The sequence below is a fragment of the Hydrogenophaga sp. NFH-34 genome (genome assembly GCF_021401345.1).
Taxonomy (GTDB): Bacteria; Pseudomonadota; Gammaproteobacteria; order Burkholderiales; family Burkholderiaceae_C; genus Hydrogenophaga; species Hydrogenophaga electricum.
In genome coordinates, this window is record NZ_JACBGE010000015.1 from 1 (window position 1) to 22,986 (window position 22,986).

Annotated in this window: 26 protein-coding genes; 6 read left to right on the forward strand and 20 right to left on the reverse strand. The window is 63.0% G+C overall.

The genetic code is table 11. The annotated features are described in order from the left end of the window. Positions 1 to 215: 215 nt before the first annotated feature. The 18 genes from L0977_RS14950 to L0977_RS15035 all read right to left on the reverse strand — a co-directional run bounded on the left by L0977_RS14950 (position 216) and on the right by L0977_RS15035 (position 12,220). The gene (locus L0977_RS14950) at positions 216 to 737 is read right to left on the reverse strand and encodes a hypothetical protein (RefSeq protein WP_234265655.1); all 522 of its coding nucleotides are present in this window, start codon (positions 735 to 737) and stop codon (positions 216 to 218) included. Between the two features lie 92 nt (positions 738 to 829). After that, positions 830 to 1,168 carry a hypothetical protein gene (locus L0977_RS14955; RefSeq protein WP_234265656.1) on the reverse strand — a complete coding sequence of 113 codons (339 nt, stop codon included), beginning with the start codon at positions 1,166 to 1,168 and terminating at the stop codon, positions 830 to 832. After that, the gene (locus L0977_RS14960; protein WP_234265657.1) at positions 1,165 to 1,410 is read right to left on the reverse strand and encodes an acyl carrier protein; all 246 of its coding nucleotides are present in this window, start codon (positions 1,408 to 1,410) and stop codon (positions 1,165 to 1,167) included. Before L0977_RS14960 ends, L0977_RS14955 begins: the two co-directional genes overlap by 4 nt. Then, positions 1,391 to 1,726 carry a hypothetical protein gene (locus L0977_RS14965; RefSeq protein ID WP_234265658.1) on the reverse strand — a complete coding sequence of 112 codons (336 nt, stop codon included), beginning with the start codon at positions 1,724 to 1,726 and terminating at the stop codon, positions 1,391 to 1,393. The genes L0977_RS14960 and L0977_RS14965 overlap by 20 nt, the downstream gene beginning before the upstream one ends. 9 nt (positions 1,727 to 1,735) lie before the next feature. After that, positions 1,736 to 2,041, reverse strand: coding sequence for a hypothetical protein (locus L0977_RS14970; RefSeq protein ID WP_234265659.1), 306 nt, complete (start codon positions 2,039 to 2,041; stop codon positions 1,736 to 1,738). 434 nt (positions 2,042 to 2,475) lie between these two features. After that, positions 2,476 to 3,834 carry an NADAR family protein gene (locus L0977_RS14975; RefSeq protein ID WP_234265660.1) on the reverse strand — a complete coding sequence of 453 codons (1,359 nt, stop codon included), beginning with the start codon at positions 3,832 to 3,834 and terminating at the stop codon, positions 2,476 to 2,478. 33 nt (positions 3,835 to 3,867) lie between these two features. Then, on the reverse strand, positions 3,868 to 4,440 hold the full coding sequence (locus L0977_RS14980; protein ID WP_234265661.1) for a 5' nucleotidase, NT5C type: 573 nt from the start codon (positions 4,438 to 4,440) through the stop codon (positions 3,868 to 3,870). 24 nt (positions 4,441 to 4,464) lie between these two features. After that, complete coding sequence (locus tag L0977_RS14985; RefSeq protein ID WP_234265662.1) at positions 4,465 to 4,650, reverse strand: hypothetical protein; 186 nt, start codon at positions 4,648 to 4,650, stop codon at positions 4,465 to 4,467. Positions 4,651 to 4,661: 11 nt separating this feature from the next. Next, entirely contained in the window at positions 4,662 to 5,450 is a 789-nt protein-coding gene (locus L0977_RS14990) for a hypothetical protein (RefSeq protein ID WP_234265663.1), read from the reverse strand. 216 nt (positions 5,451 to 5,666) lie between these two features. After that, positions 5,667 to 5,945 carry a hypothetical protein gene (locus L0977_RS14995; protein ID WP_234265664.1) on the reverse strand — a complete coding sequence of 93 codons (279 nt, stop codon included), beginning with the start codon at positions 5,943 to 5,945 and terminating at the stop codon, positions 5,667 to 5,669. Then, positions 5,942 to 6,556, reverse strand: a complete 615-nt coding sequence (locus L0977_RS15000; protein WP_234265665.1) for a hypothetical protein — start codon at positions 6,554 to 6,556, stop codon at positions 5,942 to 5,944. The genes L0977_RS14995 and L0977_RS15000 overlap by 4 nt, the downstream gene beginning before the upstream one ends. A gap of 39 nt (positions 6,557 to 6,595) precedes the next feature. After that, entirely contained in the window at positions 6,596 to 6,832 is a 237-nt protein-coding gene (locus L0977_RS15005) for a hypothetical protein (protein WP_234265666.1), read from the reverse strand. Between the two features lie 54 nt (positions 6,833 to 6,886). Next, positions 6,887 to 7,228: a DUF4031 domain-containing protein gene (locus tag L0977_RS15010; protein ID WP_234265667.1), complete on the reverse strand. Its 342-nt coding sequence runs from the start codon at positions 7,226 to 7,228 to the stop codon at positions 6,887 to 6,889. A 2-nt stretch (positions 7,229 to 7,230) separates the two neighbouring features. Then, complete coding sequence (locus L0977_RS15015; protein ID WP_234265668.1) at positions 7,231 to 7,797, reverse strand: hypothetical protein; 567 nt, start codon at positions 7,795 to 7,797, stop codon at positions 7,231 to 7,233. 243 nt (positions 7,798 to 8,040) lie between these two features. Beyond that, positions 8,041 to 9,174: an ABC transporter substrate-binding protein gene (locus L0977_RS15020; RefSeq protein ID WP_234265669.1), complete on the reverse strand. Its 1,134-nt coding sequence runs from the start codon at positions 9,172 to 9,174 to the stop codon at positions 8,041 to 8,043. Positions 9,175 to 9,743: 569 nt separating this feature from the next. Further along, the gene (locus tag L0977_RS15025; protein WP_234265670.1) at positions 9,744 to 10,016 is read right to left on the reverse strand and encodes a hypothetical protein; all 273 of its coding nucleotides are present in this window, start codon (positions 10,014 to 10,016) and stop codon (positions 9,744 to 9,746) included. 40 nt (positions 10,017 to 10,056) lie between these two features. After that, positions 10,057 to 11,052, reverse strand: a complete 996-nt coding sequence (locus tag L0977_RS15030; RefSeq protein WP_234265671.1) for a chorismate transformation enzyme, FkbO/Hyg5 family — start codon at positions 11,050 to 11,052, stop codon at positions 10,057 to 10,059. A 76-nt stretch (positions 11,053 to 11,128) separates the two neighbouring features. Further along, positions 11,129 to 12,220, reverse strand: coding sequence for a 3-deoxy-7-phosphoheptulonate synthase (locus L0977_RS15035; protein ID WP_234265672.1), 1,092 nt, complete (start codon positions 12,218 to 12,220; stop codon positions 11,129 to 11,131). A 354-nt stretch (positions 12,221 to 12,574) separates the two neighbouring features. Here L0977_RS15035 and L0977_RS15040 point away from each other — a divergent pair, with 354 nt between their 5' ends. Further along, positions 12,575 to 15,127 (forward strand): PAS-domain containing protein, encoded by a 2,553-nt coding sequence (locus L0977_RS15040; RefSeq protein ID WP_234265673.1) that lies wholly within the window; start codon positions 12,575 to 12,577, stop codon positions 15,125 to 15,127. Between the two features lie 6 nt (positions 15,128 to 15,133). On the opposite strand, the gene L0977_RS15045 is transcribed toward L0977_RS15040, so the two are convergent. Continuing rightward, positions 15,134 to 16,072: an inositol monophosphatase family protein gene (locus L0977_RS15045; RefSeq protein WP_234265674.1), complete on the reverse strand. Its 939-nt coding sequence runs from the start codon at positions 16,070 to 16,072 to the stop codon at positions 15,134 to 15,136. Positions 16,073 to 16,216: 144 nt separating this feature from the next. Here L0977_RS15045 and L0977_RS15050 point away from each other — a divergent pair, with 144 nt between their 5' ends. The 5 genes from L0977_RS15050 (at position 16,217) to L0977_RS15070 (ending at position 22,276) form a co-directional block, all read left to right on the forward strand. After that, on the forward strand, positions 16,217 to 16,975 hold the full coding sequence (locus tag L0977_RS15050; RefSeq protein ID WP_234265675.1) for an RNA methyltransferase: 759 nt from the start codon (positions 16,217 to 16,219) through the stop codon (positions 16,973 to 16,975). Positions 16,976 to 17,091: 116 nt separating this feature from the next. Next, positions 17,092 to 17,868 carry a serine O-acetyltransferase gene (cysE, locus tag L0977_RS15055; RefSeq protein ID WP_234265676.1) on the forward strand — a complete coding sequence of 259 codons (777 nt, stop codon included), beginning with the start codon at positions 17,092 to 17,094 and terminating at the stop codon, positions 17,866 to 17,868. A gap of 100 nt (positions 17,869 to 17,968) precedes the next feature. Then, positions 17,969 to 18,505: a sigma-70 family RNA polymerase sigma factor gene (locus L0977_RS15060; RefSeq protein WP_234265677.1), complete on the forward strand. Its 537-nt coding sequence runs from the start codon at positions 17,969 to 17,971 to the stop codon at positions 18,503 to 18,505. Further along, positions 18,495 to 19,607 (forward strand): FecR domain-containing protein, encoded by a 1,113-nt coding sequence (locus tag L0977_RS15065; protein WP_234265678.1) that lies wholly within the window; start codon positions 18,495 to 18,497, stop codon positions 19,605 to 19,607. Before L0977_RS15060 ends, L0977_RS15065 begins: the two co-directional genes overlap by 11 nt. A gap of 176 nt (positions 19,608 to 19,783) precedes the next feature. Further along, positions 19,784 to 22,276 carry a TonB-dependent siderophore receptor gene (locus tag L0977_RS15070; RefSeq protein WP_234265679.1) on the forward strand — a complete coding sequence of 831 codons (2,493 nt, stop codon included), beginning with the start codon at positions 19,784 to 19,786 and terminating at the stop codon, positions 22,274 to 22,276. Positions 22,277 to 22,313: 37 nt separating this feature from the next. Here the strand turns inward: L0977_RS15070 and L0977_RS25605 are convergent, their stop codons facing one another. Then, a complete protein-coding gene (locus L0977_RS25605; protein ID WP_326491074.1) occupies positions 22,314 to 22,964 on the reverse strand; it encodes an aminotransferase class IV in 651 nt (216 codons plus the stop codon). Positions 22,965 to 22,986 lie beyond the last annotated feature (22 nt).

Below are 22,986 nucleotides of genomic sequence, written 5' to 3' on the forward strand. Positions count from 1 at the left end.
CACCATCGACCCCGGCGACGGCACCCATTGGCGCGTCGGCTTCGCCCTGCTGCGCCACGTCGTGGACGTCTGAATACCTCCCGTCCTCCTCGTCAAGAGGGTGCTGAGGCGACGCTTACGATGAAACTGCATCTGGGTCGCAACTTCTGAGACCCCGGTACGGATCGCAAAAAATCCCCGGCAGCTTCGGCTGGCCGGGGTTTTCATTTGTGTGCTCAGACTTCGCTCTTGTCGACCAAGCCCAGGATGCCGGATGCTTGTTCAACGTGTTCCCTCAGAGCAAAGAACTCATCGAGAGTGGCCACGGGGTCAGTAGTGCAGCGCACACCGTCCGCATACAAGATGGTGAGGGTCCAGTGGCCATCCTCACGCCCGAGTTCACCTTGACCTTCGATCCTGGCGATGCGCTGGCCAGGCCGCAGCCATGCGCGATCGGACTCCTTGAGCACGCCGGGGAGGGGAAAGCTGTCGAGCGATTCCAGGGACGGGAATGCCTGACCTTCTGTCTTGCGTCGGGCCGGTGCCGAGATGAAGTGCTCGTACATCTCGGCGATCATTGGCAGCTTGTCACCGGCTGCCGCGGCGATGGCTGTCTTGTGCTCTTCGGTGGCCGCCTCGTGGATCGCGGCCTGGACACCAAGGGGGAGAGCTTCGAAGACGATGCTGTGCTGCACACCGGCAGAGCCGATATCAGGCAGGGCCAGCAGTTCGCGGGTGGGGGAGTTGATGATGTTCATGGCGGTTCCTGCAATGTTGTTGCGAGCTTCAACCTCGAAGCCAAAATAGAACCGCTCTCGATGTCCCCATTCTAGAGGACAAGGCGAACCCGTCAACTCTCGGGCATGCGCTTCTCGATCGATTCCTTCCAGGCTTCGCCGGAAAGAAGATCCTGAAGGATTTCCTCCCGCTGGGCGTGGGTGAAAGGGTATGTTGGAAGACAGCAGCTCACCGCGTCCTCGTAGGATTCGCATGAATCCAGGCAGATGGGACACTGCGCTGGTGCAGTTGCCTGCGATACGCAGCACTCGATAGCATCGTCCTCGCTATCGTGGTCATCGCCACACTCGGGGCACCGGTAGACCACGACTACATCATGCGGCTTGATGGTTTCCATCTTGCCGGCGTTGTCCCGAAGCATCTTCGAGAGGAAGTCGAAGTTCTTGCTCATCCGAGGACTGACCTTTTGCGCTCGATCATCTGAACGATGTCGCCCACGCTTTTGCATGCCTGTGCATCCTCGTCCGTGATCTCGATCTGGTACACCTCTTCCAGTTCCATGATGATCTCCACGAGATCGAGGGAGTCGGCGGGCAGGTCGGCAATCCTGTCTTGGAGCTTGACGTGCGAGTACGGAAGGCCAAGGTACTCGGCAAATGCGGTGATGACTCGGTTAGCTGTTTCTTGGGTCATGTTCGTCCTTCAGTTCGGCCAGCAACTCGGATATCAGCTTCTCGGCCAGAATTGCTCTGCGCTTCATCTCTTCTGTGCCAAGCTCCATTTCGCCACGGGAGATGATTCGTTGCGCCGTGAAAGCGGTATCCGGACGGCCTCCAATGGACTGCATACTTCCCGCGGGGATCTGCTCGGGCGCATCCAGGCATCCGCCTCCGATGAAGAAGAGCTGAGCACTGTAGTTGCCTCCTGTGTTCGCGGCATCGAAATGCTCATCGGAAAGCGTATTCCAGGCCCGGGAACTTCGCGTGGCGTAGATACCGTTCGGACTCATACTGCCCGCTCAGTTCGAGGCACCCGCCAGCAGCCGTCGCGCTTGCGCACGGATCGCCGCACCGATGTCGATGTCATCGCCGACTGCCTTGTACATGCATCCGTCCCAGGACTTGGCGATCGCTTCCAGCAGATCCGTGGGTGAGACTGTTGCGGGCCACAAGTAGACGGCAACACACCCCTCGTCCGGCTCCTTGTAGACACCCATGCCCATCCCCGCCACGTAGGTCTTTGAGTGCATCTCGCGAAGTGCATCTTCGCGGATGAACCCTACGGGTCTGCTGCCGGCCTGGGCTTCTTCGAAAACGGTGGTCATGTCGGTGTTTTTAATCTGAAAAGGGTTGCCCCCAGTTTGCACCCGACTACCTGTCCTTCAACTGTCGCAAGACCCGGCCCTACAGCCGCATGTCGATGAGCTTTCGAAACTCTTCCAGGTCACCTGTATCGCGCATTTCTCCTAGGGCATTCCGGATGGCTGAACCGGGAAGGGCGCGCATGAGCTTTTCCAGGCGCATGGTGTCTGTCTGGGGATCGCCAACAAGCGATCTTTCACAGAGGCATGCATCCAATCGGACAGACCATGCCGGACCGAACACGGGCTGCATGTTCAGTCCTCTTCGGATCCAATCACGGATGTTGGCAACAGCCTCTGCTGGCTGCGTCCGGTGCATGTCCATTGCGCCCACGATGGAGCCGCATTGGCACTGAGCTACATAGCCTGTAGGGTGTCTCGCCGATCTCACGCTCATCTCAGTCGATGAAGATCACCTGGTTCTTCAGGAAGTCGAACTTGGAAAGGGGGAACGCCGGCTTCTCGATGCGGCGCCAGGCTGTCGCAGAACACATCGGCTCATACCCTTTCGGGCCATCAAGTGCCTCGGATTCGCGGCCGATGCGATTTCCGTCACGTGCGTACAGCACCAGGTCCAGGCTGCCCTCCAATGAAATGCCATCGGGTTCGTAGACCTCCTTGACCCTGGCAATTCGAGATCCGTCACACACCCAGTCGCCCGCCTTGTGCTTCATGCTCGAAGTCTTCTTGGAGGCACCATTGGTTGGCAATTGAACGGGCGATACATCGTTCGTGAACGTCAACCCCATTGCAACGGCCACCACCTCCATGGTGGATTCAGCCGTCACGCCGGCACTGTGCAGTTCTGCGCGGATCTCCATCCACAGACGTCCCAGCATGTTCAGGCCAAGGCCGTCTTCGCCCCAGCCCCAGAAGCCATCGCGCCAGGAGTCCTCGACAAGGGTGCGACCACCTGTGGACAGCAGCTTGCGCCGCACATACGTGTGCTGGAGAACCTTCTGTCGAAGGATTTCGCGCATGATGCCGACCTTCAGCTCATCCCAGTTTGAGCGCTTGACGTGCCCATGCCCCTCGGCGATCTTGAATGCGTCATGGGCGCTGGGCGCGGCCAGGATTGACTCCTGTACATGCGGAAGATGGGGGAACTTCTCCCAGTGGTAGGCCGCCTCGCTGGTGTCGAATCGACGCCCCTTCCACATCAGCGTAAAGGCGCTGAAGTTGGACAGGACGTAATAGTCCTGCTCGTAGAAGTAGACCGAATGGTCGTTGTCGGGTTTGATGAACCCTGCTGCACGGCTTTGCACTTCCGTACCGGAGAAGGGCGCGACGTCAGCGGCGATGTCCCCACGGATGACTTCCATCATGCGGTTGCTGTAGGCCTGTACTGCGTTGGCCAGACCGTAGGCATCGGGTTGACGCCGGCCATCAACCATCCCCCGGGTGCGCAGTGCCGCATTTTTGATAGCCCGGCTACCAATGAACAGCTCGTTGAGTTTGCGCTCTGCATCTCGCAGGGCGCTGGCCGCATCCCGTGCCAGTCGCTCGATCCGAGATAGCGATCTTTCCTGTACCACGTGATAGCCGTTGGCTGCGATCCATGTGGGGTTCTGCTCGGACATCCATTTCTCACAGGCCGCGGCCGGATTGCTGTGTGAGTGGTGGTCGAACGACATGCAGTAGCCCGACTCGTCGGCGTTCATGACGTACCAGGTGGCTGTGCCCTGGCAGGCATGTTCAATGTCGCGAATCAGGATGCCAAGGGCGCTTGCGGTGGTCGGGGTGGACTCGTTGCTCATGAGGATGCGATGTTGTCGTTGTCGGTAGGCTTGCTAGCTCTTGAGTGCTTCGGATAGGCGCTTGAAGAAGGGCAGCACTGCAGGCAGGGCGTTGCCTGGTTCAACCTGAAGCAGCGTGCCAGGGAACTGCAGGCAGTTGGCCTTGTGCGGGCGGTCATCCAGCAGGAAGTCGATTTCGCTGCCCAACAGGCCTTTGTCGTGCGTGATGATGATGCGCTGCGACAGTTCGGGAATGTGCTCGAACACCCAGGCGGCCTTGTCCGAATAGGCGTGAGCAATGCCCGTAGGTGGTTTCGTTGCCATCCAGACTTCAAAGCCCAAGGCGATGAGTTCGCGGATCGCTTCAAGAGCGCCATCGATGGGCTCCATGACACGGTAGGCGCCCGGCATCTTCTTGACCTCGTCTGGGCCAAGACCATTTTTCGCCATGTATCCGTCGAAGTCCACGGTCACACCGTCCATGTCGATGAAGACCCGTACGCTGTCCTGACGGTTTCGATTGAAGTATTGCTTTGCTGTTTGAAAGTACCCGAGATCTTCCAGGACATGAACAATGTTGCCCTGATCAGTCAAGTCCAATGCAAGCTCATGTCGATTCGATTCCATCTCGGGCAATTTCAAAGTGTGGATTCAGGAGAAGAGGAAGAACTTGATGGCGAAGAAATGAGCCATCACCACAGCGAGCACCAGCGCAATTTCGATGCGAGCGCGACGCTTGCCCCAGCTCACGCCCTGCCGCATTGCCTTCTCAATGGGGTCGGTTTGAGGGCTGCGCCCACCGCAATGTGGATACATCGGATGAACGATTCTGTTCATGCCGAACTTCGTCAGAACGGAATGTCTGAATCTGTAATGGCCGGACGATATAGCTCGAACACATCCAGATCCATCAGTCGTGCTGCCTGTGCTTTCTCGGCGTCTTCGGTGAACACCAGGCCACTTTCTCCGGGCCATGCCCAGGCCCTGGGCTTTTGCTCCAGTACGGGGGAAGAGGGCACAGCAGCAGGAAGCCCGCAGCCCATGAAGCTCAGAAGATGCCTGGCGGCACCAACGATGGTGTTCTCATCCATCTCGGATAGGTCACGAAGGCCGCACACCCAGTCTCGGCCAATGCTGACCAACTTTTCATTGTTCGCCAGTACCTCAACCTGCCAATGCTCGTGCATCGGGGGGAAATCATCGTCATCGAGTTGGCGCATACGCCCGGCCTTGATATGGGCCGAGGTCTGAGCGATATCCTCGATGGCGACCTCACCAGGTTGAAGAGCTTTGCTGCACCATTTCGAGTTGGTTGCCAGCGCAAAGGCGAATACGGCCTTGCGAACGTCGTCCTCGTCCAAGTGTGACTCCAGCCAACTTCGCGTTTCCTCGTCACTCCGTAGCGCCGCCTCGAACGATTGCGTCAACGCTGCCTGATGATCGGCGCCCGCGGGCACCCGATTCACGAGAGCCTGATCCCGGATGAGGGCATTGACGTGCCACCTGAATTCCGCATCCGAATTCACTTCGAGCCAGCAGTCCATTTCGCCCTCCACGCCGTTGAAAAGGGCGTCGGCAAACGCATTGAGCGATTGCGTGGTGACGTTAATGATTTTGGTGGCATCCTTCGTGTTCATGAGGTCAGGATAGTCCCCACCGAGGGCCAGTCAAATCAAAAACGCAGGGCAAAGCCGACAGCTATCTCTCAACCTGGTGTCGCATGCATGATGCCAGGGTGAGACCACCACTCTGGGGGCCATGGTGGACGGGCGTTGCAAGACGCCCAAAGGGAGAAGGACCGGGAGCTTGGCGAGGGAGCCCAGAGCCTGAAGTACGTTGGAATCGAGCTGTGGTCAGGCGCCAGCCAGAGGTGTCATTTGCCACTGGTGGTGGGCGGAGAAGAGGAACATCGCTGCGGCCAGAAGCGCGATGAACATGATACGCTCGTTCTTGCGAAGACGGGACAAGACAACAGCAGCAACGACCACCATCAAACCCGCGGCCCAGGGATACAGAGCTGCGACCGAATCCTCAAATGGAGTGGTCATCAAGGCCAGGAAGAAAGCCGCGATGACAGCTCCCCACTGGGCCTTCGACGTATCAGCGTATACATAGCCTCGCCGTCGCATCACGAAGTAGATGACTGCAACCTGGCTGACCGTGCCGTGTTCAAGAAGGCCGCAAGGCGCTTGACGGTATCTGCTTGCTGCAGATTGAACACGGGAACCTTGAACATTTCCGCTGCCGCAATCGCGGTGAATGTGGTGCCTGTCTCATGTGTTTTGTCCTTGCTGCTCTCACATCCATCGGGCGTCCAGCAGACAAGGAACTCTGCGTGCTTCTCCAGATTCGGCCCCGCCACCATCGCGACGAGCCTGCCCGCACCTTTGCTTGGGCCGAGCATGCCCGAATGGACTTGGGCAGCAATCTCGATGTGACACAACTCGGGGAGAAATGCATGTCCCTGATGCCCTGCAAAACCGGCCCAGGGGAGCCAGATCTCCACGGCGCCCCCTGCGCGGGTGCATCCAGCCAGAAATGTTTCTTTGTAGGCATGTGTGGCTCCGGATCGAAGCGTGTAGCCTGCGCGTGCCAGTCTGTAGCCCAGGTGGGCCATGAAACGCACGACGTCAGGCGGGGTCCCCGTGGAGACGATGCCGGCATAGATGGCGCCATGGGCAGTGATTGGGGCTTTTCCCAGAATCTGCGCCTGCAGCATTTCTTGATTGTCCAGTAGTGGCACGACGCTTCATCCACAGGCGCCAGTTCAGATGCCAAAGATCTAGATGCTAGCCTTGTTCTTGGCCAAGTGAATCGAGAGTAGTTTTTCACCTGCTTCCTTGCGGGATGCGTAGGGGCCGGAGTATCCGCGTGGTGGCTCAGCACTCCAGACGCCATTTCCTCCCGTGACCACACCGATATAGCCCACGTCCCCAAGATGAACTCGGTAGACGCCAGACTGAAGGCGCTCATAGGACAGGTTTTCTGCGGCAGCAAGTTCAATGGACATGATGTTCAAGTCAGCACCGCCCAAATTCGGGCGATCAATACTGGTTGATTGCGGGGAGTGTGTTCAACTTGAGATGGCCGTTCTTTTGGTTTTCTCGCGGAACGCATCTCGCCAGGCCAGTACGTCTTTCGGACTTCCGAGTTCGCCAGTGACCTTCCTGCGCAGGTTCATGTAGGACGCCTGGAGCAGGGTGATTTCGATCGCGCCGGCTTCAACCGCCTTGGCCCGCATGGACAGGCAGATGTCGTAGTGGGAGCCACTGGACTTGTCTGGTCCCTGCCACCAGCGCCTTGCCACGCCAATACGATCGGCCATGGCGTGCAGCTCTTCGTCGGTGTCTGCCAGCATGTGGCACATCACCATCCGCCCATATGGTGCCCGCATGTCATCCACGTAGCAGGCCATCTTCAGCTCCGAACGCACATTTCGATGATCTCACGGGCGATTTCCGGGTACATGCCTCCGGTTCGCCAATCGGGGCGCTCCGCGTTGGCCTCCGAGAGAATCAGAGGCCAGTCCCGCACGAGACGGTTCCATTGAATGGACTGCGAACCCATCGTGTGGAAACGCGATTGAATCTCGGGAACCGATTCGATCAGGAGCTGGCAGCGCCGCCAGTCGCCGAAGTCCAGCGGATGGCTCATGATTTCCCGGTCGATGGCCACCACATTGAGCAGTACGGTGAAAATGGTGTTGCTGCTGTTGTCGCGCTCACCGTTGGCAAGCCATTCCAGAGCTGCAGCCGACAGGCCAGCGCCGACATGTGAAACCCGCTCAGCGCCAGCCGAGAGTCTGGCACTCAACGTCTTGAGGGCCGATACGCTGCCCACGGCGAACACTGCACCGGCCACTCGGGCAAGGTCCGAGTCCATGACCGCATTGGGTCCGCATAGCTTGCTGGCTTTGCCCAGGGATTCGATCGGCTGCGGCCCGAACGCCAGGACGACAAAGGAATTACTCGACGGTCGAGTCATGGCCTTGCTCCTTCCGATCGAGATCCCACTCTGCAATCTGCTTCGCGTCGTCAAGCTTGCTTGCTTGCCGGGCCGAATGCTTGAGGGCACGAGAGTACGGGGCACGCTGCTTCATCGGCTGGCCGCGAAAATCAGCCAGTTCCTCCGCGCGCATCTGCGCTGTTTTCGTCGGGGGACAAAGGTGTTTCATGGGTTCAGGGTAGTCAGGAATCCACCAACATCAACATCGAAAGCGGAGACATTTCAGTAGCGCAGTCGTCCGTCATGCGAAACGACGCCGATGTCCACCCACTTGCTGCCCTCGTTGCCCTTGGAGAAGTTCACCCGGTAACCGCCCAGGTCGATCTCGCCGGCCTGGCGCAGCGCGGATGCGATGTCGGAAGAACTGATGGACTTGGCACGGCTGGCCGCTTCGATGAACACCCTGGCGGTGATGTAGCCTTCGATGTGGAAGGGCGAGTACGAGTCCATCTCCGGGAAGCTCTTTTTCATCGCCATTCGGAAGTTCCGCTGGATGGGCGTGGAGACCCCTTGAGGGCTGGGGAATGTCTGGACGATGCCAACGCCTCTGGCATGCTCCGCGGCTTGCTTGAACAGCACCGTCGCCGGCAGGTAGGACAGTGCGAAGATGGGTTGGCGCATGCCCGCTTTCCGCAGCGCCGTGACGCCTTCGGCCATGAACTTGGGATTGCCGATCACCAGCGCGGCTTGGGGGCTGACGGATGCCATCTTCTTGGCAGCAGCTTTCAGGGTGTCGGAATCGAGAGAGGACTGGATTTCGACCAGGTCCATCTTCCCGCCACCGGCAAGTACCGCAGCCTTGGCTGACTCCAGACCAGAGGATCCGATGGGGATGTCCTGAAAGAGCACGCCCATGGAGGCCGTCGTCATGGCGTAGCCGTGGTCGATGACCTTCTTGACCTGCTGATCATCGCCGGCCCGGATGTGAAAGAGGCGGGGATGGCCGGGTGATCGCAGGACGCTGGCACCGGGCACCGCGTTGAGGATCATGATGTTGGAGCGATCGAGCAGCGCATTGTCCAGAACACCCTTGATCGTGGCCGAGCCCACTGGAGCCAGCAATGCCACCGGATTGCTGGCCATCGCCTCCTGCATCCTCTCCTTGAATCCTTCGTAGGTGTAGCCATCGTCGAACTTGAGCAGGCGTACCTTGCGGTTGCCGATACCGCCTGCTGCATTGATCTCATTGAAGGCCGCGTTCATCCCTTCATTCAGCCACAGCGCGTCAGGGGCGGGCAGACCGGTGAAGGGGCCGATCTGGGCAACGACGATGTCGCTCGGGTTTTGTGCCTGGGTCACGGTGGGCACAGCCAGGGCAAGTGCGGCAATGGCCATGAGTTGACGACGATTGAGCATGAGAAGTCCTTTGCGGGGCATTGCGATGCACGCCGCTTCAGTGATGTGGATGGAATTCGGATGCCCTAAGCGCTCGGGCTCGTTTTCCGCTCGGATTGATCTGACAAATCCATCTTCAGATGGCGCAGGCACGAGTCAAATCTGAAAGCGGATCGAAACTGGGCAGATATCGACAGGACCTGGACGAGGAAGCTCGTCAGGCCTTTACGAGGGTCAAGTTGTTGCCACTCACTTGAGTGACACGAAACATCCCAGGCTCAGACGATGACCCGTCGCGCAATCGGGCTCGCCACGGCCGTCCACAGTACCGAATCACTGCTGTGCGGTCGGATAACCAGCGCTCCACACGGATCATCTCGCCAACCTCTGGGACGCATTCTTCAGCTTCATGCTGAACACCTGCGTCGAAGAGCCTTGACGCCTTTTCCCACTGTCTTCGCTGCATGCCCAGTCCGGCCAACATCAGCATGCAGATGGAAAGTATCCAGAAGGAATTGAACGATTCAGAAATGAAGGATGAGTATGTGCACATGAAGAAACCTTTGTCGGCCTGTATGGGCCGTTTCAGTTCAGTCTGCTCTGCGCATTGATCGGTGCAAGTAGGAACACGAGCGGTAGCTGCGCTCAATGGCATATGTCCGGCATGGAATGCCGCTTCGATGTAGTTCTTCGCGGAAATCAAAGCCCATGGCACGAAGCACCTGATCTACCTTTTTAAAGCCCTCGCCAGTAACATCGGCCAGTTCCAAGACGAGGTAGCCGGAGCAGGAGACGATGTGGTTTCGCACCCAGATCGAATTGCTGATCCGAATGCATACATTCAAAAACTGCTCAAGCGTCATGGCGCTGCCGTGAGGCGATCTGGAGTTCAGATCTGATTCCTTAGGTGCTGTGCGCCTCGACTTCGACCAGCAGGTCGGAGCGACAGACATCGGCTCGGAGGTACACCGCATGGGAGGATCCGATTCGCTCCTGGATCACTTCTTTCACCACCGACACGTCCTCGGAGTTGCGCACGTACACGCGGTATGCCAGGTCGCCAAATCCGAAATTCGCGCCCTCGATGCGCTTGGCCTCCTGCAGCAGTGCCTCGATGTTGTTCAGGCATTCGTAGGTTTGTGCCCGAACGTCGCCGATGTGTACGGTTTCGTGGCCCACGATGCTGGCGGTGCCCGAGATGAAGAGGTTGGAGCGCCCATCGAGTCTGGCAATTGCCGCCCGGGCGAAAAGGGGCTTGCGAGGGCCGTACTGCTCGGGATAGTGGAAGGCACTTACCTGCCTCGGGTTCTCGATGGGGATTACAGGCAGCGAACTGGCCAGGAATGCGATGGTCAGCGGCCCGCCATCGGTGCCTAGCACGCATGCCGCGGGCACATTACCCTCCACCACCTGCTTGTGGGCCACAAATGCTTCGGCACGGCCGATGTTGAACTGTCGGTACCGCTCCAGCCCGTGTGTTTCGACGTTGATGTCGGACATGTAGGTCCACAGCTTCCAGAGGTGTGGCGTGCCCTGATCGGCCAGGAAGCGGAAAATGCGGTCGTATGCGTCCCGGGTAGCATCCTGCAGCGGCGTTCGGCCGGTGTCCGCTGTTCCTTGGCTGTCGTCGATCTCCAGCACACCGTAGAGCACTGGGCCTGCCCTGTGCCAGTGGATATCCTCGGTGATGTCCTTGGTGATAGGGTCATCGGAGATGATGGCGAAGACATCCTGCTGGATTTGGGGACCGTTTCCAAGTACGCGGGTGCTGATAGCCTGGATGGGCCAAACTGGCAGGAGGGCAGGCAAGTCTGTGCCCATGCACGCGCCGCCCAGGATGCGATCCTTGTTGCAGGTCAGGTCTTCGGCCACGGGAGAGGTACACCATTCGAGGGGCATGCGGAAATCCTTGCAAGAGGTGGGCTCATCGATGCCCTGTTGAGACGATGGTGTTGTGCGAGGGATCGGGGATGATTCAGGCAGCGGCTGGTTCAGGAAGCCGGCTTGCAGCTACTGCATCCGCGAGGACTTGTAGGGCATGTACGGTGCTGTCCCAGTCAAGGCATGCGTCTGTGATGCTCTGCCCGTAGCGAAGCTGCTCGATTCGGTCCTGGCCTGGGGTGAACTTCTGGGCGCCTGCCACCAGATTGCTTTCCAGCATCACGCCGAAGATGTGACGATTGCCTGTCTTGATCTGATTAGCGATGTCAGCAGCGACCACCAATTGGCGCTCGTGCTGCTTGCTGCTGTTGCCGTGGCTGCAATCCACCATGAGCCGGGCTGGCAAGCTGGACCTCTCCAGCTCCGCGGCTGCAGCGGCGTTGCTGGCCGCGTCGTAGTTTGGTGTCTTGCCACCGCGCAGGATGAGATGGCAATCAGGATTGCCGGCGGTACGAACGATGCAGGCATGACCGTTCTTGTGGACTGCAAGGCAGTTGTGGGACGTGGAGGCGGCCTGGATTGCGTCGATCGCCACCCTGAGGTTGCCATCGGTGCCGTTCTTGAAGCCGATAGGGACGGGCAAACCACTGGCAAGTTCGCGGTGCACCTGGCTCTCGGTGGTCCGGGCACCGATGGCACCCCAAGAGATCAGGTCCCCGACGTACTGTGGAGTGATCACGTCCAGGAACTCGCTGGCGGCTGGCAGGCCCAGACGGTTGATGTCGATCAGCAGGTGACGGGCCATGCGCAGGCCTTCGTCGATGCAAAAGCTCCCGTCAAGGTGAGGGTCGTTGATCAGGCCCTTCCAGCCCACGGTGGTCCGGGGCTTTTCGAAGTAGACCCGCATCACGATCTCCAGGTGCTCGGAGAGTCTGTTTCTTTGCTCAACCAGCCGGCGGGCATAGTCAAGAGCAGCGACCGGATCGTGGATAGAGCAGGGGCCGACAATGACCAATAGGCGGTCTTCCCTTGCGTGGAGTATCTGCACCGCCCTCTGTCGGGTCTGTTCGATCAGATTCTCCACAGCCGAGCCGGCGATGGGAAAGAAGCGGATTAGATGGTTGGGCGGCGGAAGCTCAGTGGACCGAGTGATGCGATGGAAGCGAGGGAGCGCGGGTTCAGGCATCCCTGAATCGTGCTGAAAGTCGCAGGAGCTGAGTGCTCAAAAGACTCTGCAGGACTCGTAGGTTTTGATCACGAGTGGCTTGGTGTCCTTCTTGGACGAAAAATGATGAATACCACGAGGCTGCTGTAGTGTGGTTTTTAGTGTAGTTTTTGCACTTCAAGCATGTTTCTTCATAGGAGAACAGACCTATGCATCATGGGGGTGTGTTTGTCCAGCGGGGCGTTCAAGGTCGGTCAGGGTGGGTCGAAAATAACCGGATACTGTAGCAGTTCGGTCGTGTTTGACGGCCCGCTTCCCGGCGCCTGGGACCATCCGGTTCCGGGAACGCCACGTCTTCTGAATGGGGCCCCGCGCATGGCATCTTCGACCTCACCGGCTTCACTGGCTTCGCCGTCCCTGTCCGGAGACGGTGTCGGCGAGGGGGCGCTGGACGCCGGGCTGTTCGAGACGCTGTTCATGGCGGCCCCGCTGGCCGCCAGCCTGAGCCGAAAGGCCGATGGCCGGATCCTGGCCGTCAACCGCGCCTGGGAGCAACTGACCGGCGTCTCGCGCGGGCAGGCCGTGGGCAAGACCACGGTCGAACTCGGACACTGGCCTTCCGAAGCCGAGCGTCAGCGGGTGTTGTGGGACGGCTCCGTTGAATTCGAGCATGTCTGTCTGGCGGTGACCGAGGGCAAGCCGTTCACCGTGCGGCTTCACATGCGCGTGATCGAGGGCGCCGATCCGCTGCTGCTGGTGTACCTGACCGAAATCGACCGCGAGCAGATGGCCACCCAGGCACTGGCCCGCCAGCACCGCATTCTCGAAGCTGTGCAGCAGGCCCAGGCAGCCTTCATCGAGGCGGACGACAAGCGACAGGCCTTCACCCGCCTGCTGGAGGCGCTGCTGGACGTGACCGACAGCGCGTTCGGCTTTGTTGGCGAGGTGCAGTTCGATCTGCAGGACAAACCGTTCATCAAGGTGCACGCCATCACCGACATCGCGTGGGACGAAACCTCGCGCCAGATGCACGACAACCAGCTGGATGCGGGCATGGAGTTCCGCAACCTGCAGACTCTTTTTGGCCATGCGCTGACGACGCGGGATGTGGTCATCGCCAATGATCCGGTTCACGATGCCCGCGCCGGCGGGTTGCCGACCGGGCACGCGCCGCTGCAAGCCTTCATGGGGATCCCTGTCGAAGCCCAGGGCCGGCTGGTGGCCATGATCGGTCTGGCCAACCGGGTGGGCGGCTACACGCAGGCCGACGTCGACTACCTGCAGCCGCTGATCGGAGCCCTGCGCCAACTGGTGCTCGCCTGGCGCGGCCATGCCGAACGCAGGCGGGCCCGTCTGCAGTTCCAGGCCACCAGCGCCCTGCTGTCGGAAAAAACCGCCGCCTTGCAGGTGACTTTCGACAGCATGAGCCAGGGACTCATGATGATCGATGCCGGGGGGCTTGTGCGCTTCTACAACCGGCGCGCGCTGGATCTCCTGGACCTGCCCGAGACCTTCCTGGCCGGCCAGCCAGCCCACGCCGACGTGGTCCGCTTCCAGACCGAGCGCGGGGATTTCGGTCCCGACCTGTCGCTGCTGGATCCGTTCCTGAGACCTTATGTGGGCCAGGCCGCTGGCGCCGAAATACCCGAGCACTACCTGCGCCAGACGCGCGACGGGCGCACGCTGGAGATCGTCACCCGGCAACTGCCCGAAGGGGGCCTGGTGCGCACCTACACCGATGTCTCGCCCTACGTGCAGACGCAGCAGGCCTTGCGGCAGGAGCAGCAGCGCCTGCAATGGGTGCTGGAAGCCACCCGCCCCGGCATCTGGGAGGTCAACATGGAGACGGGCGGGCTGGTCATCAACGAGCGCTGGGCGGAGATGCTGGGCTACCGGGTGGAGGAGCTGCAGCCCACCACGGTCGATACCTGGCGCAACCTGGTCCATCCGCAGGATCTGGAGCGTTCGGCCCGCATCCTGCAGTGGCACCTGAACGGGGAACTGCCTTATTACGAATGCGACATCCGCATGCGCCACAAGGCCGGGCACTGGCTCTGGATCAACGACCGGGGGCGTGTGCACCGGCGCGACGACAGTGGCAAGGCGCTGTACATGTCGGGCACGCTGCTCGACATCCACGACCGCGTGGTGGCGCAGGAGCAGGTGCGGGCGCTCAACGCCAATCTGGAGCGGCGCGTCGCCGAGCGCACGGCCGAGCTGGAGCGCTCGATGAAGGACATGGAGGCGATCTCCTATTCCATTGCGCACGATCTGCGGGCGCCGCTGCGCTCGGTCAACGGCTTTGCGGCGCTGATCCAGGAGGAAGACGGTGCCCACCTCAGCCCGCTGGCGCGCGACATGTTCGGCCGCATCGAGCGCTCGGCGCGCTACATGGGGCAGATGATCACCGACATGCTGGAGCTGCTGCGGGTGGTGCGTGTCGACCTGCAGCCCATGCCGGTGGACATGGGCACCCTGGCCCAGCTGGTGGTGGACGCCCTGGCGCCGGGCGTGCCGAATGCGCACATCCACATTGGGGCCTTGCCGCGTGTGATGGGCGACGCCACCCTGTTGCGCCAGGTGCTGCTCAACCTGACGGACAACGCCCTCAAATACTCGCGCCACCGTGCGGAGCCGCGGCTGGAGATCGGGTTCGATCCGGAGCGGCAGGCGCTGTACCTGCGCGATAACGGCATGGGCTTCGACATGAAGCGCGCCAACCGGCTGTTCGGGCTGTTCCAGCGCCTGCACGCCGGTTCGGAAGTGCCCGGTACGGGCGTGGGGCTGGCGATCGTGGCCCGCATCATCGAGCGCCATGGGGGCCGCATCTGGGCCGAGTCGGTGCCGGAGCAGGGCGCCACCTTCTGGTGGACGCTGCCGCTGGCACCCTCGGCGGCCGCCCGGTTACCGGGTGCCGCCGAGGGTTGAGGGGCGTCAGAAGGGGGCGTCAGGGCGTTCGCCCGCGTCGCCGTCCGTGTCTGCCGGGGTTGCCGGCTCGGCCGCCTCTGCCGGGGTGTCGGCGGATGGCGTGGCCTGGCGCACCGCCGCCTTGTCGCCGGCGCTGGCGAACTTGCTGTACTTGCCGATCATGTTCACCAACTGGCCGTAAATGCGCGGGTTGGCGGCCAGGCATTCCTTCTGTTCGAGGAAGTCGGACTCCCCGGTGAAGTTGCCCACCAGACCGCCGGCCTCGGTCACGATCAGCGCGCCCGCGGCCACGTCCCAGGGCGACAGGCCCATTTCAAAGAAACCGTCGGAGAAGCCTGCGGCCACGTAGGCCAGGTCCAGCGCGGCCGAGCCGGGGCGGCGGATGCCGGCGCAACGCGGCATCACGTCGGCGAACATCTGCAGGTAGGTCTGGAAGGAGTCACCAGGGCGGAACGGGAACCCCGTGGACAGCAGGCATTCGCGCAACGAAGTGCGCTTGGCGACGCGGATGCGGCGCTCGTTCAGGTAGGCGCCCCGGCCCCGTGTGGCGCAGAACAGGTCGTTGCGGGTCGGGTCGTAGATCACGGCCTGCTCGATCCGGCCGTCCACCATGAGCGCGATGCTCACGCAGTAGACCGGGAAACCGTGGATGAAGTTGGTGGTGCCGTCCAGCGGATCGATGATCCAGACGTGGTTCTTTTCGCGGCCCTTGCCTTCGCGTCGTCCGGATTCCTCGGCCCAGATCCCGTGGTTGGGATAGGCGGTCAACAGGGTTTCGATGATGGCGGCTTCGGCCGCGTGGTCGACTTCGGTGACGAAATCGTTGGTCTGCTTGACCGAAACGCGCACCGTTTCGACATCGAGCGACGCGCGGTTGATGATGGTGCCGGCGGCGCGGGCGGCCTTGACGGCCACATTCAGCATGGGGTGGAGGCTGGACGACATGAATTGTGTTCCTTGACAGGGCCGCAGCGGGCCGAGGGCAGGGGCAAGAGCGGAAAGCGGCTCCCGGCGATGCGGGGCAGCGACAATAGCCAGATTTTACCGGCTCCGGCCTGTCCGTGGGGCAGGTCGGTTCGAGGTGCCCTGATGCTGACCCGTTTTGTCCTGATCGAAACCAGCCACGCCGGCAATGTGGGCGGTGCGGCGCGCGCCCTGAAAGTCATGGGTTTCGACGAGCTCGTGCTGGTGGCGCCCCGCTGGCCCAATGTGCTGCACCGCGAGGAAACCGTGCAGCGCGCCAGCGGTGCCAACGACGTGCTGGACAAGGCCCGCATCGTGGACACGCTGGACGAGGCGCTTGACGGCGTGAGCCACCTTTGCGCCACGGCCATGACCCCGCGCGACTTCGGCCCCCCCACGCGCGCGCCGCGCGCCCACTTCGCGCAACTGCTGCCGTCGCTGTCCGGAGCGGAGGCCGAGGTTGCGCCCCCTTCCGGGGTCGCCTTTCTGTTTGGTTCCGAGCGTTTCGGCATGAAGAACGAAGACGTCTACCGCTGCCACGTGTGCCTGTCCATTCCCACGGCTCCGGACTTTGGCTCGCTCAATCTGGCGGCGGCGGTCCAGCTCATTGCCTACGAATGGCGCCAGGCCCTGGGGGGCTTTGCCGCGCCCACACCCGCGGCTCCTGTGCGCCCGGCGGCCGATGCCGCCGCCGTGGCCGGCATGCTGGCGCATCTGGAAGAGGCGCTGGTGGCGGTGGACTTCCTCGACCCCGCGGCGCCCAAGAAGCTGATGCCGCGCCTGAACCAGCTGTTCAACCGGGCCGTGCCGACGCCCGAGGAAATCCACATTCTCCGCGGGGTGGCCAAGGCCATGCTCAAGACCGCCCAGCAGGCGAAGCGCTGATCCCCATGCTCCGCCGCTGGCGCGGGTCGCTGCCCCCCGAGGGGGCTTGTTTCACCTAGGGGCGGCGCGGCGGTGAAACACGCTAGACTGGGCGCCCCCTTGAATCTGATGGCTCCATGTTTGCCCGCCTCCGTTCCGACATCCAGTGCATCCTTGAGCGCGACCCCGCCGCGCGCAGCACCTGGGAGGTCATCACCTGTTACCCGGGACTGCACGCCGTCTGGCTGCACCGCCCGGCGCACTGGTGCTGGAACCATGGCCTCAAGTGGCTGGGGCGTTTCATCTCGCACCTGGGTCGCTGGCTGACCGGCATCGAAATTCACCCGGGTGCCAAAGTGGGCAACCGCGTGTTCTTCGACCATGCCATGGGCGTGGTGGTGGGCGAGACGGCCGAAATCGGCGACGGCTGCACCATCTACCAGGGAGTGACCCTGGGCGGCACCTCGCTCTACAAGGGCACCAAACGCCATCCCACGCTGGGCAAGGACGTGGTGGTCAGCGCCGGTGCCAAGGTGCTGGGCGGGTTCACCGTGGGTGACGGCGCCAAGATCGGCAGCAACGCGGTGGTCATCAAGCCGGTGCCGGCCGGCGCCACGGCGGTGGGCATCCCGGCGCGCATCATCCCGAGCAAGCAGGGTGAAAGCGCCGACGTCACCACCGAAGAAAAGCCCAAGTTCAGCGCCTACGGCGTGACGCAGGAAGACGACCCGTTGCAGCAGGCCATGCGCAGCCTGATCACCAGCGCGGCCGGCCAGGAGCACCAGATCGCACTGCTGTGGCAGGCCGTGGAGCGCCTGTCGGAATGCGTGAAGACCGGCGACTGCGTGCCCGACGAGGCGGCGCGCAAGGAGTGTTTCGAGGCCGAAAAGCTCAACCAGCTCGTCGGCAAGTAGCGGGTCCGGGCTGGTGCACCTTCGGTGCGCGGTGTTTTTGTCATAATGAATGGGAACGATCCTCATTCTCATACTGACATTCAACGCCCAGGGCGCCGCCATGACCGCCCCTTCCGTCTCATCCGCCATCGCGCCTTCCAGCCCGACCCTGCAAACGCTCTACCGCGATCACCACCGGTGGTTGCAGGGGTGGCTGCAGCGTCGGCTGGGCAATGTGTTCGATGCGGCCGACCTCACGCAGGACACTTATGTGCGCCTGATCCAGCGCGAGCCCCAGGCCCTTGGTGACATCCGTGCGCCGCGCGCGCTGTTGGCCACCATTGCCCAGGGGCTGGCCGCCAACCTTTACCGGCGTCGCTGTTTGGAGCAGGCTTGGCTTGACACGCTGGCCGTGATGCCGGCGTCCGTGGCCGAGTCGCCCGAGCATCGCGCCATCCTGTTCGAGACGCTGGTCGAGATCGATCGCTTGCTGGCCGGGCTGCCGTTGCCCGTGCGGCAGGCTTTTCTGCTGTCGCAGGTCGACGGCATGAAGCAGGCCGAGATCGCCGCCGAGCTGGGGCTGTCTGTGCCCACCGTCAAGCGCCATATCGCCCGCGCCGTGGTGCGTGTGTGCTTCGCAGCGGGAGATGGCGCGTGAGCGCTGCCCGGCGGCTTCTGCGGCCATCTCGGTCACCTTGCTGCGCATGGCAGGGCGTGTCATGAACGGGGTGTGCGACATTCCGCAGGGGGTTCGCATGCGGGCCGCCGAATGGCTGGTGGAACTGCAGGCCGACGACCTCGGCGAAGCCGAGCGTGGCCAATTGCTCGCGCGTCTGGCCGCCTGGCGCTCGGACCGCCCCGAGCACGAGTGGGCCTGGCAGCGTGTGCAGGCCATGGGCGAGCGGCTGCAACCGCTGGCAGGCACGCCCGCCAGCGTGGCACTGGCGCAGGCCGCGCGGGCCGATGGCGCCGGGCGGCGTCGCGCCGTGCGGCAGTTGGCGCTGTTGCTGTTGGTGGGCGGCGCGGCGGGTACAGCCGCCTGGCAACTCGGTGGCGAGGCCGGCCGTACCCGGTGGGCGGTTCTGGGTGCCAACGTCCGCACGGGCACCGCCGAGCGCCGCCGCCTGAGTCTGGCCGATGGCACCGAGTTGTGGCTCAACGCTGGCAGTGCTGTCGATGTGGTGTACAGCGAGAGCGCACGTCTCGTGCGCTTGCACGAGGGCGAGATCCATGTCGAGACGGCCCACGTCGCCGGATCCCTTTGGGCGGCGCGCCCCTTCATTGTTGAAACCAGGCATGGCCGCGTGCGTGCCCTGGGCACGCGCTTCACCGTGCGCCAGCGTGCCGACGCGCCGTCCCGTGTGGCCGTGTTCGAAGGCGCCACCGAGGTCACCCCCCGCGCCGGGCAGGCCCAGGCCCTCACATTGCAGGCCGGACAGCAATCGAGCTTCGACGCGCTCACCGTCCACCCGTCCACCGCCGCCGATCCGACCCAGGAGGCCTGGGTGCGCGGCGTGCTGGTCGCGCACGATATGCGGCTGGCCGACTTCGTGAGCGAACTGGACCGTTACCGCCCGGGCTGGCTGGTCTGCGACCCGGCGGTGGCCGACCTGCGCGTGAGCGGCACCTACCCGCTCAACGATGTCGCCGACACCGACCGCGCGCTCGACATGCTGCTGGCCACCCGGCCGGTGCAACTGCGCTACCGCACGCGCTACTGGGTCCGGGTGGAGGCGGCCGGGACCCACGTGGCGCCATAGGCGGTCGCGACGGACCCCGTCCGCGGTGGAGGCGGGAAGGTGGGCACAGCTGCCGCCTGCCAAAAAAGTTGATCCCTTTTGGCTTCTCGCGGGGCTTAGGAAGTGAGGCGCCACCCCAGTGGGGCGTTTTCGTCCTTTCGCCGACCCGTTTCCACCACCGACATGAGGGATCACCCATGCAACGACACCACCGACCGCGCCAGCACGCCGCCCGGCTGGCGCTGGCCGCGCCGCTTACCCTGATCGCCGCCGCAGCGGCCATCGCCGTCACCCTGCCCGGTTGGGCGCACGCCCAGGCACAGGGCGGTCAGCCGGCATCCATTCCGGCCAACCGCCACCATTACGACATCCCTGCGGGGCCGCTGGCCACGGTGCTGGTCCGGCTGGGCGCCGAAGGCGGCCTCTTGCTGGCGTTCTCCACGGAGGAACTCGGTGGTCGCCAAAGCCCGGGGGTGCGCGGTGATTTCACCGCCTCCCAGGCCCTGGCCGCTGCGTTGACGGGCACGGGCCTGCAGGCGGTCCCAGAGGGTGCCGGCTGGCGGTTGGTGGCGGCCCAGCAAGGCGCTGACGAGGCCGGTGCCCAGACGCTGGCCGAGGTGGTCGTCACGGGCCAGCTTTTCGACGATCCCGTCACCGAGGGCACCGGCAGCTATGCCGGCCCCACCACCACGGCTTCGGCCACCGGACTGCGCCTGTCCATTCGCGAAACGCCGCAGACGGTGACCGTCATCACGCAGCAGCAGATGAAAGACCAGGGCACGGCCAGCATCTCGGATGTGTTCCAGAACGCCAGCGGCATCAGCGTGCAAAGGGCCGACAGCGAACGCTGGGGCTTCAGTGCCCGGGGCTTTTCGATCACCAATTTCACGCACGATGGCGTGCCCCGCCTGTCCGACGGCATTTACGACTGGGGCACGACGAACCTGGACATGCTGTTCTACGACCGGGTGGAAGTCATCAAAGGCGCCACCGGGTTGCTCAGCGGCGCGGGTGAACCTTCGGCGGCGGTCAATTTCGTGCGCAAGCGGCCGACCAAAGCCTTCGGGGGCTCGGTGACGGCCCAAATCGGCAGCCACGATCACCGCCGCCTGGAAGCGGACCTCTCCACACCGCTCAATGCCGACCAGACGGTGCGCGCTCGCGTGGCCGCCGCGCAGCAGGACCGGGGATCCCAGCAGGACCGCTACCGGCAGAAGCTGTCGGCTTTCTACGGCATCGTTGAAGCCGATGTCACACCCGGCACGCGCCTGACGCTGGGTGCGGACTACCAGCACCTGGATCCGCGCGGGACGTCCTGGACGGGCGTTCCGGTGTTCAACAGCGACGGCACGCGCACCGATTTCAGCCGCTCGTTCAATCCGGCCGCCAACTGGAGCCGGCGTGTCTTTACCAACCAGAGCGTGTTTGCCATGCTGGAACAGCAGCTGGCGTCGGACTGGCGCTTGAAGGTGGAGGCCAACACCCACCACAGCCAGCACCGTTCGACACTGGCCAGCGCGAGCGGCGGCAATCCCGACCCGGTGACGGGGGAAGGCATGTACCTGTTTTCAGGCGATTTCGAAGGGGATCGCAGGCAAAACACGCTGTACGCGAGCCTGGAGGGCAAGTACACGCTGTTCGGGCGGCGCCACGACGCGGCGTTCGGCGCCCGATGGACCGACGCCAAGACCGATGGCCTGCTCTACGCGGGGCAATACCCCCTGCTGACCGGCAGCATCTTCAACTGGGACGGCAGCTACCCAGAGCCCGTGTTCACCGTGGATGGCGACTACGCCCAGACCGAGCGCCAGACCGGGATCTATGCGTCCACGCGGTTGCGGCCGACCGATCGGCTTTCGGTGATCCTGGGCGCGCGCGCCAGCAGGGTGCTGCAGAAAGCCCGCAGTTCCTACGAGGACCTGGGCGAACCCACCGGCCAGCGCGAAAGCGCCACGACGCCGTACCTGGGGGTGGTCTATGAACTCGATCCCTGGCACGCGCTGTACGCCAGCTACACCAGCATCTTCCAGCCGCAGGCGCTGCTCACCCTGGCCGGCGACTACCTGGAGCCGCTCAAAGGCCAGGCCCTGGAGGCCGGTGTCAAGGCCGATTATCTGGAGGACCGGGTGCAGGCCAGCGCAGCCGTGTTTGTGATCCAGCAGGACAACCTGCCGCAGTACGCGGGATTCGTGGGCAACAACGAAGAGCGCTATCGCGGCATCAAGGGGGTGCGCAGCCAGGGGGTCGAGTTCCAGGTCGCTGGCCGTCTGACGCCGGCCTGGAACATCAACGCCAGCTATACCTACAACCATGCCCGAACGGCCGAAGGCACACCGGTCTATGGTTCGCAGGCGATGACCACACAACCCGAACACATTGCCCGGTTGTTCACCACCTACCGGCTCTCGGGCGCAGGAAGCGGCTGGACGGTGGGTGGAGGCATCAGTTGGCAAAGCCGCTACGAAAGCAAGGTCTGGTCACCCACGGCGTCCGACTACGCCAGCATCTGGCAGAAGGGCTATGCCCTGCTGGACATGAATGTGCGCTACGACTTCACGCCGAAGCTCTCCGTTTCGGCCGTTGTCCGCAATCTGGCGGACAAGAAGTACTACAGCGGCATGGGGCTGTTCGACACACTTTATTACGGTGAAGGGCGCAGCGCGCTGGTGACCATGAACTACAAGTTCTGAACGCCACCACGGCGCTGCTTCCTGCAGGGTTGGTCGCTCACAGGTGTGCGGCCAGCCAGCCGCGCAAGCCGTTGAAGAACGCCAGGCCGTCGGCCCGCTGCAGGTCGTCCGCGGTCAGCACGGCTTCGCGCAGCCGGCCTTCGGCCAGCAGTTCTGCGCGGTAGGTGCCGGGCAGCAGGCCGCTGGACAGGGCGGGGGTCAGCCATTCACCGCCGCGGCGCAGCGCCAGATTGCCGCGCGTGAATTCGGTGAGTTCACCGCGTTCGTTGACCAGCAGGTGATCGAACACGGCCGGGTCCGTGGGCGCCAGGGCCTCGTAGTGGTCGCGCCGCGTGGTCTTGTGGCGGATGAACTCCTGCAGCGCCCCGGTCGTTTCCAGCGGCGCGGGCGCCAGGGCCACGCGCACCGGCTGCGGGGTGTCCTGCAGGGCAAAAGCCTCGGTGGACGGTTCGCCCGAGGCCGACACCGTCAGGCGCACGCGCCACAGGCCGGTGGCGTGGCGCGTGGCCAGGGTGTTCAGACGGGCTTGCACGCGGGCCCCGTTCAGGGGGACACCGAAGTGCCGGGCGCTCTGGCCCAGCCGTTCCAGGTGGCGGGCCAGGCGCGCGTAGCGGCCGTGCTCCAGCCGCAGGGTTTCCAGCAGGGAAAACGGTGCGCTCGCGCGGTGGACGATGAGGCTTTTGGCCATGAGCTCCTCCCATTCGGCGGGG

Bases quoted from the DNA above. Each gene is read 5' to 3' on its own strand.
- L0977_RS14960 (WP_234265657.1), bottom strand. From the start codon at position 1,410: ATGACCCAAGAAACAGCTAACCGAGTCATCACCGCATTTGCCGAGTAC.
- L0977_RS15025 (WP_234265670.1), bottom strand. From the start codon at position 10,016: ATGACGCTTGAGCAGTTTTTGAATGTATGCATTCGGATCAGCAATTCG.
- L0977_RS14990 (WP_234265663.1), bottom strand. From the start codon at position 5,450: ATGAACACGAAGGATGCCACCAAAATCATTAACGTCACCACGCAATCG.
- L0977_RS14975 (WP_234265660.1), bottom strand. From the start codon at position 3,834: ATGAGCAACGAGTCCACCCCGACCACCGCAAGCGCCCTTGGCATCCTG.
- L0977_RS14955 (WP_234265656.1), bottom strand. From the start codon at position 1,168: ATGAGCAAGAACTTCGACTTCCTCTCGAAGATGCTTCGGGACAACGCC.
- L0977_RS15040 (WP_234265673.1), top strand. From the start codon at position 12,575: ATGGCATCTTCGACCTCACCGGCTTCACTGGCTTCGCCGTCCCTGTCC.
- L0977_RS14970 (WP_234265659.1), bottom strand. From the start codon at position 2,041: ATGACCACCGTTTTCGAAGAAGCCCAGGCCGGCAGCAGACCCGTAGGG.
- L0977_RS15045 (WP_234265674.1), bottom strand. From the start codon at position 16,072: ATGTCGTCCAGCCTCCACCCCATGCTGAATGTGGCCGTCAAGGCCGCC.
- L0977_RS15060 (WP_234265677.1), top strand. From the start codon at position 17,969: ATGACCGCCCCTTCCGTCTCATCCGCCATCGCGCCTTCCAGCCCGACC.
- L0977_RS15050 (WP_234265675.1), top strand. From the start codon at position 16,217: ATGCTGACCCGTTTTGTCCTGATCGAAACCAGCCACGCCGGCAATGTG.
- L0977_RS14965 (WP_234265658.1), bottom strand. From the start codon at position 1,726: ATGAGTCCGAACGGTATCTACGCCACGCGAAGTTCCCGGGCCTGGAAT.
- L0977_RS14950 (WP_234265655.1), bottom strand. From the start codon at position 737: ATGAACATCATCAACTCCCCCACCCGCGAACTGCTGGCCCTGCCTGAT.
- L0977_RS15030 (WP_234265671.1), bottom strand. From the start codon at position 11,052: ATGCCCCTCGAATGGTGTACCTCTCCCGTGGCCGAAGACCTGACCTGC.
- L0977_RS14980 (WP_234265661.1), bottom strand. From the start codon at position 4,440: ATGGAATCGAATCGACATGAGCTTGCATTGGACTTGACTGATCAGGGC.
- L0977_RS15010 (WP_234265667.1), bottom strand. From the start codon at position 7,228: ATGGCCTGCTACGTGGATGACATGCGGGCACCATATGGGCGGATGGTG.
- L0977_RS15070 (WP_234265679.1), top strand. From the start codon at position 19,784: ATGCAACGACACCACCGACCGCGCCAGCACGCCGCCCGGCTGGCGCTG.
- L0977_RS15015 (WP_234265668.1), bottom strand. From the start codon at position 7,797: ATGACTCGACCGTCGAGTAATTCCTTTGTCGTCCTGGCGTTCGGGCCG.
- L0977_RS14985 (WP_234265662.1), bottom strand. From the start codon at position 4,650: ATGAACAGAATCGTTCATCCGATGTATCCACATTGCGGTGGGCGCAGC.
- L0977_RS15020 (WP_234265669.1), bottom strand. From the start codon at position 9,174: ATGCTCAATCGTCGTCAACTCATGGCCATTGCCGCACTTGCCCTGGCT.
- L0977_RS15035 (WP_234265672.1), bottom strand. From the start codon at position 12,220: ATGCCTGAACCCGCGCTCCCTCGCTTCCATCGCATCACTCGGTCCACT.
- L0977_RS15065 (WP_234265678.1), top strand. From the start codon at position 18,495: ATGGCGCGTGAGCGCTGCCCGGCGGCTTCTGCGGCCATCTCGGTCACC.
- cysE (WP_234265676.1), top strand. From the start codon at position 17,092: ATGTTTGCCCGCCTCCGTTCCGACATCCAGTGCATCCTTGAGCGCGAC.
- L0977_RS25605 (WP_326491074.1), bottom strand. From the start codon at position 22,964: ATGGCCAAAAGCCTCATCGTCCACCGCGCGAGCGCACCGTTTTCCCTG.